Origin of the sequence: Halomonas sp. HG01 (genome assembly GCF_000968715.2) — a bacterium.
Classification (GTDB): Bacteria; Pseudomonadota; Gammaproteobacteria; order Pseudomonadales; family Halomonadaceae; genus Halomonas; species Halomonas halophila.
On record NZ_CP022134.1, the window covers coordinates 2,463,157 to 2,476,670 of the forward strand.

General features: G+C 64.9%; 10 protein-coding genes. 1 reads left to right on the forward strand and 9 read right to left on the reverse strand.

The window, feature by feature from the left end:
- Nucleotides 1–31: 31 nt before the first annotated feature.
- The 9 genes from sucD to sdhC all read right to left on the reverse strand — a co-directional run bounded on the left by sucD (nt 32) and on the right by sdhC (nt 11,556).
- Nucleotides 32–904 carry a succinate--CoA ligase subunit alpha gene (sucD, locus tag UN84_RS11635; protein ID WP_035597275.1) on the reverse strand — a complete coding sequence of 291 codons (873 nt, stop codon included), beginning with the start codon at nt 902–904 and terminating at the stop codon, nt 32–34.
- Entirely contained in the window at nt 904–2,070 is a 1,167-nt protein-coding gene (sucC, locus tag UN84_RS11640; protein ID WP_016856036.1) for an ADP-forming succinate--CoA ligase subunit beta, read from the reverse strand. Before sucC ends, sucD begins: the two co-directional genes overlap by 1 nt.
- A gap of 139 nt (nt 2,071–2,209) precedes the next feature.
- Nucleotides 2,210–3,649, reverse strand: coding sequence for a dihydrolipoyl dehydrogenase (gene lpdA / locus UN84_RS11645; protein WP_046080033.1), 1,440 nt, complete (start codon nt 3,647–3,649; stop codon nt 2,210–2,212).
- Nucleotides 3,650–3,696: 47 nt separating this feature from the next.
- Nucleotides 3,697–5,247, reverse strand: a complete 1,551-nt coding sequence (odhB, locus tag UN84_RS11650; protein ID WP_046080032.1) for a 2-oxoglutarate dehydrogenase complex dihydrolipoyllysine-residue succinyltransferase — start codon at nt 5,245–5,247, stop codon at nt 3,697–3,699.
- 42 nt (nt 5,248–5,289) lie between these two features.
- Nucleotides 5,290–8,127: a 2-oxoglutarate dehydrogenase E1 component gene (locus UN84_RS11655; protein ID WP_046080031.1), complete on the reverse strand. Its 2,838-nt coding sequence runs from the start codon at nt 8,125–8,127 to the stop codon at nt 5,290–5,292.
- Between the two features lie 212 nt (nt 8,128–8,339).
- On the reverse strand, nt 8,340–9,050 hold the full coding sequence (locus tag UN84_RS11660; RefSeq protein ID WP_035597289.1) for a succinate dehydrogenase iron-sulfur subunit: 711 nt from the start codon (nt 9,048–9,050) through the stop codon (nt 8,340–8,342).
- 11 nt (nt 9,051–9,061) lie between these two features.
- On the reverse strand, nt 9,062–10,834 hold the full coding sequence (gene sdhA / locus UN84_RS11665; RefSeq protein WP_046080030.1) for a succinate dehydrogenase flavoprotein subunit: 1,773 nt from the start codon (nt 10,832–10,834) through the stop codon (nt 9,062–9,064).
- Between the two features lie 3 nt (nt 10,835–10,837).
- The gene (gene sdhD / locus UN84_RS11670; RefSeq protein ID WP_046080029.1) at nt 10,838–11,185 is read right to left on the reverse strand and encodes a succinate dehydrogenase, hydrophobic membrane anchor protein; all 348 of its coding nucleotides are present in this window, start codon (nt 11,183–11,185) and stop codon (nt 10,838–10,840) included.
- A complete protein-coding gene (gene sdhC, locus UN84_RS11675) occupies nt 11,179–11,556 on the reverse strand; it encodes a succinate dehydrogenase, cytochrome b556 subunit (protein ID WP_046080028.1) in 378 nt (125 codons plus the stop codon). The genes sdhD and sdhC overlap by 7 nt, the downstream gene beginning before the upstream one ends.
- A 457-nt stretch (nt 11,557–12,013) precedes the next feature.
- Here sdhC and gltA point away from each other — a divergent pair, with 457 nt between their 5' ends.
- Complete coding sequence (gene gltA / locus UN84_RS11680) at nt 12,014–13,300, forward strand: citrate synthase (RefSeq protein ID WP_046080027.1); 1,287 nt, start codon at nt 12,014–12,016, stop codon at nt 13,298–13,300.
- Nucleotides 13,301–13,514: the final 214 nt, after the last annotated feature.

Consider the following 13,514-nt stretch of genomic DNA (forward strand, 5'->3'; position numbering starts at 1 on the left):
CCTTTGCGCATCGCGTCGCGAAGGCAGCGGCTTACCAGCCGGTGGCTTCCTTCAGCGCGTCGCCGATCTCGGCCAGGGAGCGCACGGTCTTGACGCCCGCCGCCTCGAGGGCGCCGAACTTCTCGTCCGCAGTGCCCTTGCCGCCGGCGATGATGGCGCCGGCGTGGCCCATGCGCTTGCCGGGAGGGGCGGTGACGCCGGCGATGTAGGACACCACCGGCTTGGAGACGTGCTCCTTGATGTAGGCGGCCGCCTCTTCCTCGGCGGTGCCGCCGATCTCACCGATCATCACGATGGCTTCGGTGGCCGGATCCTTCTCGAACTTCTCGAGGATGTCGATGAAGGTGGAGCCCGGGATCGGGTCGCCGCCGATGCCCACGCAGGTGGACTGGCCGAAGCCGTGGTCGGTGGTCTGCTTGACCGCCTCATAGGTCAGGGTGCCGGAGCGCGACACGATACCGACCTTGCCCGGCTTGTGGATGTGGCCCGGCATGATGCCGATCTTGCTCTCGCCCGGGGTGATCACGCCGGGGCAGTTCGGGCCGATCAGGCGCACGCCCAGCTCATCGCACTTGACCTTGACGTCGAGCATGTCGAGGGTCGGGATGCCCTCGGTGATGCACACGATCAGCTTGATGCCGGCGTTGGCGGCCTCGAGGATGGAGTCCTTGCAGAAGGCGGCCGGCACGTAGATCACGCTGGCCTCGGCGCCGGTCTGCTCGACCGCTTCCTTGACGGTGTTGAACACCGGCAGGCCCAGGTGCTCCTGGCCGCCCTTGCCCGGGGTCACGCCGCCGACCATCTGGGTGCCGTAGGCGATCGCCTGCTCGGAGTGGAAGGTCCCCTGGCCGCCGGTGAAGCCCTGGCAGATGACCTTGGTGTTCTTGTCGATCAGGATGCTCATTACTTGCCCTCCGCTGCCTTGACGACCTGCTGAGCCGCGTCGGTGAGGCTCTTGGCAGCGATGATGTTCAGACCGCTGGAGGCCAGCTTCTCGGCACCCAGCTCGGCGTTGTTACCTTCCAGACGCACCACGACCGGCACGTTGACGCCCACCTGCTCGACGGCACCGATGATGCCCTCGGCGATCATGTCGCAGCGCACGATGCCGCCGAAGATGTTGACCAGCACGGCCTTGACGTTGTCGTCGGACAGGATGATCTTGAACGCTTCCGCCACGCGCTCCTTGGTGGCGCCACCGCCCACGTCCAGGAAGTTGGCCGGGCTGCCGCCGTTCAGGTTGACGATGTCCATGGTGCCCATGGCCAGGCCGGCGCCGTTGACCATGCAGCCGATGTTGCCGTCCAGGGCCACGTAGTTCAGGTCCCATGCCGCGGCCTCGGCCTCGCGGGAATCCTCCTGGGAGGGATCGCGCATGGCCTGCAGGTCCGGGTGACGGTACAGGGCGTTGCCGTCCAGGTTGATCTTGGCGTCGAGGCAGTGCAGGTTGCCTTCCTCGGTGATCACCAGCGGGTTGATCTCGAGCAGCGCCAGATCCTTGTCGTGGAACAGCTTGGACAGGCCCAGGAAGATCTTGGTGAACTGCTTGACCTGTGCGCCTTCGAGGCCCAGCTGGAAGGCCAGCTCACGGGCCTGGTACGGCTGGGCACCGACCAGCGGATCGATCTCGGCCTTGAGGATCTTCTCCGGAGTTTCCTCGGCGACCTTCTCGATCTCGACGCCGCCCTCGGTGGAAGCCATGAAGACCACGCGGCGGGTGGCGCGATCGACCACGGCACCGAGATAGAGCTCGCTGGCGATGTCGGTGCAGTTCTCGACCAGGATCTTGGCGACCGGCTGACCGTGCTCGTCGGTCTGGAAGGTCACCAGGTTCTTGCCCAGCCACTGCTCGGCGAAGGCCTTGGCCTCGTCGGCGCTCTTGACCAGCTTGACGCCGCCGGCCTTGCCGCGGCCACCGGCGTGGACCTGGGCCTTGACGACCCACATCTCACCGCCGATCTTCTTGCAGGCTTCCGCCGCTTCCTCGGGGGTGTCGACGGCAAAGCCCTTGGAGACGGGCAGACCATAGTCGGCAAACAGCTGTTTGCTCTGATACTCGTGAAGGTTCATCGATTCATGCCATTGGTTGCATGTGACTCGAACGGTAGTCGCCCGGGCGCCGGCTCGGCGCAGCGCGGCGGCTACCACCGCTCCCCTCCGATGCATGGCCGGAAGGGACGCGCCGCCCGAAGGCGGCGCTCTTGTTGTCTTACTTGCGCTTCTTGCGGTTCGCCATGTGGATGGCGTGACCTTCCACGGCCAGGGCTGCCTCGTGGACAGCCTCGGACATGGTCGGGTGCGCATAGCAGGACAGCGCCAGATCCTCGGCGCTGGAGCCGAATTCCATGGCGATGACGCCCTGGGCGATCATCTCGCCGGCGTGCTGGCCGACGATGTGCAGGCCCAGGATACGATCGGTCTCGGCGTCGGCGATCACCTTGGCCTGACCCTCGGTGGCGTTGTTGGCCATGGCGCGACCGCTGGCGGCGAACGGGAAGGCGCCGGTCTTGACCTCGATGCCGGCCGCCTTGGCGTCCTGCTCGGTCATGCCGACCCAGGCCACCTCGGGGAAGGTGTAGATCACGCTGGGAATGGCGTCGTAGTTCATCTCGGCCTTGTGACCGGCGATGATGTCCGCGACCATCACGCCCTCTTCGGAGGCCTTGTGGGCCAGCATCGGGCCACGCACGCAGTCGCCGATGGCGTAGACGCCCGGCACGCTGGTGCGGCACTGGTCGTCGACGTGGATGAAGCCGCGCTCGTCGAGCTCGACGCCCACGCCGTCACCGATCACGCCCTTGGTGTACGGCTTGCGGCCGACGCAGACGATCAGCTTGTCGAAGGTGATCTCCTGCTCGCCCTTGGCGTCGGAGTACTTGACCACGACCTCGTCGCCCTTGACCTCGGAGCCGGTGACGCGGGCGCCCAGCTTGATGTCCAGGCCCTGCTTCTTGAGCAGCTTCTGGGTCTCCTTGGCGATGGCGCCGTCGACCATCGGCAGGAAGTCGTCCATGGCCTCGAGGACGGTGACTTCCGAGCCCAGACGGTTCCACACGCTGCCGAGCTCCAGGCCGATGACGCCGGCGCCGATGACGCCCAGACGCTTCGGCGTTTGCTGGAATTCCAGCGCGCCGGTGGAGTCGACGATCAGGCCTTCGGTCAGCGGGGTCGGCGGGATCTCGACCGGCACGGAGCCGGCGGCGACCACGATGTTGTCCGCCTCGTGGGTGGCGGCGTTGCCGTCCTTGTCGGTGACCTCGACCTGCTTGCTGCCGATCACCTTGCCGGTGCCCTCCAGCGCGGTGACGCCGTTGGCCTTGAACAGGCCGGCGATGCCGCCGGTCAGGTTCTTAACGATCTTGTCCTTGCGGGCCATCATCTTCTTGACGTCCATGGTGACGTCACCCGCCTCGATGCCCATGTCGTCGAAGTCGTGCTGCGCCTCGACGAACTTGTGGGAGGCCTCCAGCAGCGCCTTGGACGGGATGCAACCGACGTTCAGGCAGGTCCCGCCGTGCACGACATTGCCTTCCTTGCCGATCCACTTCTCGACACAGGCGGTCTTCAGGCCCATCTGGGCGGCGCGGATGGCGGCCACGTAGCCGCCGGGGCCCGCGCCGATGACGATGACATCAAACTTGTCGGCCATGTTGGCTCCTTGCGTTATGTTTCGCTGTGCTCGTTAACCGGCGCGGATCAGACATCCAGCAGCAGACGGGCCGGGTCCTCGAGCAGCTCCTTGATGGTCACCAGGAACTGCACCGCGTCCTTGCCGTCGATCATGCGGTGATCGTATGACAGCGCCAGGTACATCATCGGGCGAATCTCGACCTTGCCGTTGACCGCCATCGGACGCTCCTGGATCTTGTGCATGCCCAGGATCGCGGTCTGCGGCGGATTGAGGATCGGCGTGGACATCAGCGAGCCGAAGATGCCGCCGTTGGTGATGGTGAAGGTACCGCCCTGCATCTCGTCGATGCCGAGCTTGCCGTCACGGGCACGCTTGCCGAAGTCGACGATGCCCTTCTCGACATCGGCGATCTTCATGCTGTCGGTATCGCGCAGCACCGGCACGACCAGGCCACGGTCGGTGGACACGGCCACGCCGATGTCCTGGTAACCGTGGTAGACGATATCGTCGCCGTCGATGGAGGCGTTGACGTCCGGGAAGCGCTTGAGCGCCTCGGAGGCCGCCTTGACGAAGAAGCCCATGAAGCCGAGCTTGGTGTCGTGGGCCTTGAGGAAGGTGTCCTTGTACTGCGCGCGCAGGTCCATGACCGCGCCCATGTCCACCTCGTTGTAGGTGGTCAGCATGGCGGCGGTCTGCTGGGCCTCGACCAGACGCTTGGCGATGGTCTTGCGCAGACGGGTCATCGGCACGCGCTTCTCGGGACGCTCGCCCTCGACGGCCGGGGCCGGTGCCGCGGCAGCCTTGGCGCCGGCCGGCTGGGTGGACTTGGCGGTCTTCTTGGCGCTGCCGTCCTTGATCGCCTTCTGCACGTCTTCCTTGAGGACGCGACCGCCCTTGCCGGTGCCTTCGAGCTTGCCGACGTCGAGGTCGTGCTCGGCGACCAGCTTGCGCGCGGCCGGGGCGAGGATCTTGTCGCCGACCTTCTCGTCGCTGGCGCCGTCGTCGGCGGAGGCCGCGGCCTTGCCTTCACCGGCGGCCGGAGCGGCATCGCCGCCGGCGCCTTCAGTGAAGATCGCCAGCACCTCTTCGGAGGCCACCTGGCTGCCTTCCTCGGCCTTGATCTCGGACAGGGCGCCGTCGGCCGGCGCGACCACCTCGAGCACGACCTTGTCGGTCTCGATCTCGGCCAGCACCTCGTCACGCTTGACGGCTTCGCCGACCTGCTTGTTCCAGCTGGCGACGGTGCCTTCCTGGACGGACTCGGGGAAGGTCGGAGCCTTCACCTCGTGCGCCTCGCCGCCGGCGGCCGGGGCGGCCTCCGGCTTGGCTTCGCTCTTCTCCTCGCTGGCGGCCTCGGCCTTGTCGCCGCCGCTGGCCGCGCCTTCGCCGATGCGGCCGAGCACCTGCTCGGACTGCACGGTATCGCCTTCCTCCGCCAGCACCTCGGCCAGGGTACCGGCCTCGGGTGCCACGACCTCGAGCACCACCTTGTCGGTCTCGATCTCGACGATCAGCTCGTCACGCTCGACGCTGTCACCCGGCTTCTTGTGCCAGGCGGCCACGCTGCCTTCGGCAACGGATTCCGGAAAGGTGGGTGCCTTGATCTCGGTAGCCATGTCGTTTCCCTTGTGTGTTCTCTCTCGTCCCGGTGGGCTGCCTTAGAGGTTGAAGGCGTCTTCCACCAGCTTGCGCTGCTGTTCGGTGTGCACGGACATGTAGCCCGCCGCGGGGGCGGCCGATGCCGGGCGGCCGGCGAACTTGAGCTTGCCGCCCAGGCCCGTCTTGAGCTGCTCCGCCACGCTGCGCATGTGGTGCTGACTGGGGTACCAGGCGCCCTGGTTGAGCGGCTCCTCCTGGCACCACACCATCTCGCTGGCGTTGGTGTAGGCCTGGATCGCCTCGAAGAGCTCGGCTTCGGGGAACGGGTAGAGCTGCTCGAGACGCAGGATGGCCACGTCGTCGCGGGCGTTCTCCTCGCGCCAGTTGGCCAGATCGTAGTAGACCTTGCCGGCACACAGGATGATGCGCTCGACCTTGTCGGCGTCGCGCTGGCCCTGGTCGGGAATCACCATCTGGAAGCTGCCGTTGGCCAGCTCGTCGAGGCTGGAGGTGGCATCCTTGTGGCGCAGCAGGCTCTTCGGCGACATCACCACCAGCGGTTTGCGCAGCTTGCGGATCACCTGGCGACGCAGCAGGTGGAAGATCTGCGCCGGCGTGGTCGGCACGCAGACCTGCATGTTGTGCTCGGCGCACAGCTGCAGGAAACGCTCCAGGCGCGCGGAGGAGTGCTCGGGCCCCTGCCCCTCGTAGCCATGCGGCAGCAGCATGGTCAGGCCGCACAGCCGCTCCCACTTGGTCTCGCCGGAGGAGATGAACTGGTCGACCACCACCTGGGCACCGTTGAAGAAGTCGCCGAACTGCGCTTCCCAGATCACCAGGTCGTTGGGCGCCGTGGTGGAGTAGCCGTACTCGAACGCCAGCACGGCTTCTTCCGACAGGAAGGAGTCGTGGATGGTGAAGCGCGGCTGGCCATCGCTCAGATGCTGCAGCGGCACGAAGGTGCTGCCGTCCTTCTGGTTGTGCACCACCGCGTGGCGGTGGGAGAAGGTGCCACGACCCACGTCCTGACCGGTCAGGCGAATCGGGTGGCCCTGGTCGAGCAGCGTGGCATAGGCCAGGGTCTCGGCGAAGCCCCAGTTGCAGGCCATGCCGCCGGCCTGCATCTTGCGGCGGTCGTCGTAGATCTTGGCGACCTGGCGCTGCACGCTGACGCCGTCCGGCACCTCGCACATGCGCGCCGCCAGGTGCTGCAGGCGCTTCATGTCGAAGCTGGTGTCGGTGTGGCCGCTCCACTCGTGACCGAGATAGGGCTTCCAGTCGACGAACAGCGCGGTGTTCGGCTTCTGCACCAGGGCGTTGGCCACGTGGTTACCGGCGACCAGGTCGTCGCGATAACCTTCCATGGTGGCCTTGGCCTCATCCTCGGAGTACAGCCCCTCCTTCACCAGGCGCTCGGCGTACAGCGCGCGCGAGGACGGATGATTCTTGATCTTGCTGTACATCATCGGCTGGGTGCCGGACGGCTCGTCGGCCTCGTTGTGGCCGCGGCGACGGTAGCACACCAGGTCGATGACCACGTCCTTCTTGAACTGCTGGCGGTAGTCCAGTGCCACCTGGGTGGCGTGCAGCACGGCGTCCGGATCGTCGCCGTTGACGTGGAAGATCGGCGCCTGAACCATCTTGGCGATGTCGGTGCAGTACTCGGTGGAGCGCGAGTCTTCCGGGTGGGACGTGGTGAAGCCCACCTGGTTGTTGATCACGATGTGCACCGTGCCGCCGGTCCGGTAGGCGCGGGTCTGGGACATCTGGAACGTCTCCATGACCACGCCCTGGCCGGCGAAGGCCGCGTCGCCATGGACGTTGATCGGCAGCACCTTGCCGCCGTCGGTGTCGTTGCGACGGTCCTGGCGGGCCCGCACCGATCCCTCGACCACCGGCGCGACGATCTCCAGGTGGGAAGGGTTGAACGACATGGCCAGGTGGACTTCGCCGCCCGGGGTCATGACGTTGGAACTGAAGCCCTGGTGATACTTCACGTCACCGGAGCCGCGCTCGACCAGCTTCTTGCCGTCGAACTCGTCGATCAGCTCGGACGGGTTCTTGCCCAGGATGTTGACCAGCACGTTGAGACGGCCGCGGTGGGCCATGCCGATCACGACTTCCTTGGTACCATAGCCGCCAGCGCGCTGGATCAGCTCGTCCATCATCGGGATGAAGGACTCGCCGCCCTCCAGGCCGAAGCGCTTGGTGCCCGGGTACTTGGAGGCCAGATAGCTCTCGAGACCCTCGGCGGCGGTGAGCCGCTCGAAGACATGCTTGCGGACGTCTTCGCTGAACGTCGGCGCCGAGCGCACCGACTCGAAACGCTGCTGCAGCCAGCGCTTCTCTTCGGTGTCGACGATGTGCATGAACTCGCAGCCGATGCTGCGGCAGTAGGTCTGCTCCAGCGCCTCGACGATCTGCTTCAGCGGTGCCTTGTCGGCGCCCATGAACAGAGAGCCGGTCTGGAATTCGGTATCCAGGTCGGCCTTGGAGAGCTGGTGGAAGGACAGATCCAGGTCGGGCACCGGGGTCGGGCTACGCAGATCGAGGGGATCGATATCAGCCTTCTGGTGTCCGCGGAAGCGATAGGCGTTGATCAGCTGCAGCACCTTGACCTGCTTGCGGTTCTCGTCGCTCTCGGAAGCGGCGGACGCGGTCTGGGCGGTGCGGCGCTGGCGGCCTAGCTGGTAGAACTGTTCGCGGGTAGGGGCAAGCGGAACGTCTTGAGTGGCGCTGCCATCGGGTCTCGGCAGTTGATCGAAGTACTGACGCCATTCGTCGGGAACGGCAGAGGGGTCATCGAGGTACTGCTCGTAGAGCGCTTCCACGTAGTGGACATTGCTGCCACTGACATGGGAGGAGCGCCACATCAACTCCATTATGCCTTGTTGCATCTCTCGGTCACCCTGCACTGATGGGGTGGTGTCGGCCGTCACGGCTCACCCGTGGCGACATCAGTTAGGTAGCCAGCCGGCGGGGCGGTCACCTGTTTTTCTATGCTCAGAAGCCGGTGCACGAGGCACCGGCTTCGGACGTCTCACCGGGGGCCAGACTGCGACAGCACGTCGCAGCCTGAAACGTATGATAACAAGCCCCGGCCCACGATTTAAGTGGCATCCGCCAGCAGCATCTCGCGAATCTTGCCGATCGCGCGCGTGGGATTGAGCCCCTTCGGACACACCGCCACACAGTTCATGATGCCGCGGCAGCGGAACACGCTGAACGGGTCCTGAAGGCCTTCCAGACGCTCGCGTGTCGCCTCGTCGCGGGAGTCGGCGAGGAAGCGATAGGCCTGCAGCAGACCGGCCGGACCGACGAACTTGTCCGGGTTCCACCAGAACGACGGGCAGGAGGTCGAGCAGCAGGCGCACAGGATGCACTCGTAGAGGCCGTCGAGCTTGTCACGGTCCTCCGGCGACTGCAGACGCTCGATGGCCGGCGCCGGGGTATCGTTCTGCAGGTACGGCTGGATGCGCTCGTACTGCTGGTAGAACAGCCCCATGTCGACCACCAGGTCACGGATGACCGGCAGGCCGGGCAGCGGACGCAGGGTCAGCTTGCCCTTCTTGACCACGTCGGACAGCGGCGTGATGCAGGCCAGGCCGTTCTTGCCGTTCATGTTCATGCCGTCGGAGCCGCACACACCCTCGCGGCAGCTGCGACGATAGGCCAGGCCGTTGTCCTGCTCCTTCACCAGGTGCAGGACGTCGAGCACCATCAGGTCGCGGCCCTGGGTGTCGACCTGGAACTCCTCCATGTAGGGGGCGGAGTCCGTCTCGGGATTGTAGCGGTACAGGGATACCTGAAGCGTGGACATCGTGACTCCCCTCAGTAGGTACGGACTTTCGGTTCGAACATATCGACGGTCTTGGGCGCGAAGTTCACATCACGCTGCCCCAGGCGCTTCTCGGCCGGGAAATACATGGAGTGCTTCAGCCAGTTGACGTCGTCGCGATCCGGGTAGTCGTAGCGTGAGTGGGCACCACGGCTCTCCTTGCGCTCGAGGGCCGCGATGGCGGTGGCCTCGGCGACCTCCATCAGGTTGTCGAGCTCGAGCGCCTCGACCCGGGCGGTGTTGAAGGTGTTGGACTTGTCCGGCAGGTAAGCGTTGTTGATGCGCTCACGCAGCTCGGCCAGCTGCTGGACGCCCTTCTGCATATTCTCTTCCTGACGGAAGACGCCGAAGGCGTTCTGCATGATGTCCTGCAGTGCACGCTTGAGCTCGGGGACGGTCTCGCCGCTTTCGGACTCGTTCCAGCGGTTGATGCGCGTCATGGCCGACTCGACGTCGGACTCGCTGGCCGCCAGGTACTCGATGCCCTCGTTGAGCGCGCTCTCGATGAACATGCCGGCCGCGCGACCGAACACCACCAGGTCGAGCAGCGAGTTGCCGCCCAGGCGGTTGGCGCCGTGGACCGACACGCAGGCCGCCTCGCCGACGGCGTAGAGGCCGTTGACGATCTGATCGTTGCCGTCGCCGTCCTGCATAATCGCCTGGCCGTGCACGTTGGTCGGCACGCCGCCCATCATGTAATGGCAGGTCGGCACCACCGGGATCGGCTCCTTGGCCGGATCCACGTGGGCGAAGGTCTTGGACAGCTCGACGATGCCCGGCAGGCGCTTGCCGAGGACTTCCTCGCCCAGGTGGTCGAGCTTGAGGTAGACGTGATCGCCGTTCTCGCCGCAGCCACGACCCTCGAGGATCTCCATGACCATGGAACGCGCGACCACGTCACGGCCGGCCAGGTCCTTGGCGTTGGGCGCGTAACGCTCCATGAAGCGCTCGCCGTCCTTGTTGACCAGGTAGCCACCCTCGCCGCGGCAACCCTCGGTCACCAGGGTACCGGCGCCGTAGATGCCGGTCGGGTGGAACTGCCACATCTCCATGTCCTGCATCGGGAAGCCGGCGCGCAGCGCCATGCCGATGCCGTCGCCGGTGTTGATCAGGGCGTTGGTGGTGGAGGCATAGATGCGGCCGGAACCGCCGGTGGCCAGCACGGTGGCCTTGGACTTGATGTGCACCACTTCACCGGACTCGATGTCCATGGCGATGCAACCGACGACGTCGCCGTTGGCGTTCTTGACCAAGTCGACGGCGTACCACTCGTTGAGGAAGGTGGTATTGTTCTTCAGGTTGTTCTGGTAAAGGGTATGCAGCAGGGCATGGCCGGTACGGTCCGCCGCGGCGCAGGTACGGGCCGCCTGACCGCCTTCACCGAAGTTCTTGGACTGGCCGCCGAACGGGCGCTGATAGATGCGACCGTTGTCGAAGCGGGAGAACGGCAGACCCATGTGCTCGAGCTCGAAGACCGCCTTCGGACCTTCGGAGCACATGTACTCGGCGGCGTCCTGGTCGGCGATGTAGTCGCCGCCCTTGACGGTGTCGTACATGTGCCAGCGCCAGTCGTCGTTGGGGTCGGCGGAAGCGATGGCACAGGTGATGCCGCCCTGGGCGGACACGGTGTGCGAGCGAGTCGGGAAGACCTTGGACAGCACGGCGGTCTTCTTGCCGGACTTGGCCAGCTCGAGGGCGGCCCGCAGGCCGGAACCGCCACCGCCGATGATGATGGCGTCGAAGGTCAGGCTACGCATGTTGGACATGGATCAGGCTCCCCACAGAACTTGAATACCCCAGACCAGGAACACGAAGATGGCCAGGATGATGACGGTCTGGACGGCAATGCGGATGCCGGTCGGCTTGAGATAGTCGGTGGTCACGGTCCACAGCCCCACCCAGGCGTGGGCGGACAGGGACACGAAGGCCAGCAGCGAGAAGATTCGCATCCAGGTGTGGCCGAAGAGCCCGCTCCAGGTCGCGTAGTCGAGACCGGGATGGACCAGCAGGTAGCCGACGATGAAGAGTGTGTAGAGGGCCAGAATAACGGCCGAGACGCGCTGAACGAGCCAATCGGACAGCCCGCTGCGTCCGAAGTTCGTGATGTTGGTTACCATACCCAGACTCCAGCCAGAATGATCAGGACCGCGCTTGCCACGACAGTGATCTGCGCCTTCTTGACGCCACCTTCGAGGGTCACACCGATGTCGACGTCCATCAGCAGGTGCTTCACGCCGGCCACGAAGTGGAACGCCAGGGCAGACAGCAGCCCCCAGGCGATCAGCTTGGCCAGGATGTTGTGAGCCAGCGCATCGCTGACGGCAGCGAAGCCTTCGGGGGACGACAAGGAAGCATCCAGTGCCCAGAAGCCGAAGATCAGGCCGATGAAGAGAATGACGCCGGTGATGCGGTGAGCGATCGACGTCAGGGCGGGGAGGGGGAACTGTATCGTGGACAGATCCAGATTTACGGGTCGTTTGCTATTCACGGCTCTCTACACACTCTCTTGGCCCGTCACTGGGCACTCGAGGAGAGCCCGACACGGGCGGTGGTTTCGGGAAGGAGAACGATCATGCCTTGCGGGTCACGATCTCCCTGTTCCTGCCAGTCGCGGGACAGGATTATAGGGCCATGCCTGCATCGATGACAAATCACTAGCTTGCCAACTAGACCATGGTGGCAGCCCACGATTGGCGTAAAAAATTCCACCTCTCGGCGCTTTCCCAGTCTCATGTGCTTGCCAGGCGGCGTATGGCACCACCATGGTGCAAAGCACCATATGTGCGACAAGGATTATACATAAATCCACTCCAATACAGCACACCAACATCGATGGATGAATTGACAATCGAAAAGACGCTTCTATAGTGGGCGAACCTTTTCGCAGGCAAGTTCCGCGAAATCACGACTTATCGCGCCACCATGAACTCGAGAGGAGGCCAGTTATGGCTGACAGGAAAGCAACGCTGACGGTAGAAGGCCTGGAGAAATCGATCGAGCTGCCGGTCTACTCGGGGGCTGCGGGGCCAGATGTCATCGACGTTCGCGGCCTGGGTGCCGAGGGCCTGTTCACCTACGATCCCGGCTTCATGGCGACCTCCTCTTGCCAGTCCGCCATCACCTACATCGATGGCGGCCAGGGCGTGCTGCTGCATCGCGGCTACCCCATCGACCAGCTGGCCAAGCAGTCCGACTTCGTCGAACTGTGCTATCTGCTGCTGTTCGGCGAGCTGCCCGACAAGGCCCAGTATGACGAATTTGCCGGCCGCATCACCCATCACACCATGGTCCACGAGCAGCTGGCCAACTTCTTCAAGGGCTTCCGTCGCGACGCCCACCCGATGTCGATCCTTTGCGGCGTGGTCGGCGGCCTGGCGGCCTTCTACCACGACCACCTGGACATCACCAAGCAGGAAGACCGCGAGATCAGCGCCATCCGCCTGATCGCCAAGATGCCGACCATCGCGGCCATGTCCCACAAGTACAACGTGGGCCAGCCGTTCGTCTATCCGCGCAATGACCTGAACTATGCAGAGAACTTCCTCTACATGATGTTCAGCAATCCGTGCGAGAACTACGAGATCAACCCGGTATTCGCCAAGGCGATGGATCGCATCTTCATGCTCCACGCCGACCACGAGCAGAACGCCTCCACCTCCACGGTGCGCCTGGCCGGCTCCACCGGCGCCAACCCGTTCGCCTGCATCAGCGCCGGCATCGCCGCCCTGTGGGGCCCGGCCCACGGCGGCGCCAACGAGGCCGTGCTGAACATGCTCGACGAGATCGGCGACGACTCCGAAGAGAACATCCAGCGCTTCATCGACAAGGCCAAGGACAAGAACGATCCGTTCAAGCTGATGGGCTTCGGCCACCGCGTATACCGCAACTTCGACCCGCGCGCCAAGGTCATGAAGGAAACCTGCGACGAGGTCCTGGCCCAGCTCGGCAAGGCCGACGACCCGCAGCTCAAGATCGCCAAGCGCCTCGAGCAGATCGCCCTGGAGGACGAGTACTTCGTCGAGCGCAAGCTCTACCCGAACGTCGACTTCTACTCCGGCATCATTCTCAAGGCCATGGGCATCCCGACCAACATGTTCACCGTGATCTTCGCGGTGTCCCGCACCATCGGCTGGATCTCCCACTGGCACGAGATGCTCAGCGACAGCTACAAGATCAGCCGTCCCCGCCAGCTCTACACCGGCCACACCCAGCGCGACTACCCCGCCAAGTAATCGGCGAACGACTCGCCCTGACAACGAAGGCCGCCCCTCAGGGCGGCCTTCTTGCGTTTCTGACCCGAGATCACCCTCCCCGGCGGACAGCCCTCTCCATGCTCGACGCCGGCCGGCGCCGATCGAGGAGCGCGACCGCTTGCCCGACCCCGCCACGCTCCAACTCCTCGCTCTCCACTGCCTCCCACAGCCACTCGCCCCAGGCGCCTCAGAA

Coding starts and splice junctions, on each gene's coding strand:
- sucD (WP_035597275.1), bottom strand. CDS start 904: ATGAGCATCCTGATCGACAAGAACACCAAGGTCATCTGCCAGGGCTTC.
- sucC (WP_016856036.1), bottom strand. CDS start 2,070: ATGAACCTTCACGAGTATCAGAGCAAACAGCTGTTTGCCGACTATGGT.
- lpdA (WP_046080033.1), bottom strand. CDS start 3,649: ATGGCCGACAAGTTTGATGTCATCGTCATCGGCGCGGGCCCCGGCGGC.
- odhB (WP_046080032.1), bottom strand. CDS start 5,247: ATGGCTACCGAGATCAAGGCACCCACCTTTCCGGAATCCGTTGCCGAA.
- UN84_RS11655 (WP_046080031.1), bottom strand. CDS start 8,127: ATGCAACAAGGCATAATGGAGTTGATGTGGCGCTCCTCCCATGTCAGT.
- UN84_RS11660 (WP_035597289.1), bottom strand. CDS start 9,050: ATGTCCACGCTTCAGGTATCCCTGTACCGCTACAATCCCGAGACGGAC.
- sdhA (WP_046080030.1), bottom strand. CDS start 10,834: ATGTCCAACATGCGTAGCCTGACCTTCGACGCCATCATCATCGGCGGT.
- sdhD (WP_046080029.1), bottom strand. CDS start 11,185: ATGGTAACCAACATCACGAACTTCGGACGCAGCGGGCTGTCCGATTGG.
- gltA (WP_046080027.1), top strand. CDS start 12,014: ATGGCTGACAGGAAAGCAACGCTGACGGTAGAAGGCCTGGAGAAATCG.